The organism is Lacticaseibacillus manihotivorans DSM 13343 = JCM 12514 (genome assembly GCF_001435035.1).
Classification (GTDB): Bacteria; Bacillota; Bacilli; order Lactobacillales; family Lactobacillaceae; genus Lacticaseibacillus; species Lacticaseibacillus manihotivorans.
The window spans coordinates 1-374 of sequence record NZ_AZEU01000056.1; the positions used below are offsets into that span (position 1 = coordinate 1).

1 protein-coding gene is annotated in these 374 nt (G+C 54.5%); it reads right to left on the reverse strand.

Annotation, left to right across the window (positions count from 1 at the left end; all coding sequences use genetic code 11):
* Positions 1 to 374 (reverse strand): transposase (locus tag FD01_RS16270; RefSeq protein ID WP_420864833.1); only part of this gene is annotated, 374 nt, incomplete at both ends.

Here is a 374-nt window from a genome sequence, read left to right on the forward strand (position 1 = left end):
TGGCTGGTCTTCTCCAGCAGATCAATATTCTTGATCTCCAGGAGCTGAGCATCAATATAGTTGTACAGCGTCGTCGTACAAACCATCTCCTCAGGTCGATAGAGCTTCTTCTTCTTGGCGCGACCAACCACGGCGTCTGGGGACCAGCCGTCTTGTTTGAAGTGTTCTGTGAAGTGGGCGATGAAGTCAGCGGCTTGGACGAGCTTGAGGGGTCTGTGGCATCGCCGCCGGTTCTCTTCATAGCGAAGCTGGGCTGCCTCAGCGCTGTATTCAGTGCGATACACACGCTTGCCATTGACCTTCTGGACCTGATCGATTTGGCCTCGGTTTAGCTCGTTGGCGACGGTTTGCCGGCAGATACCAAGTATGCGTGC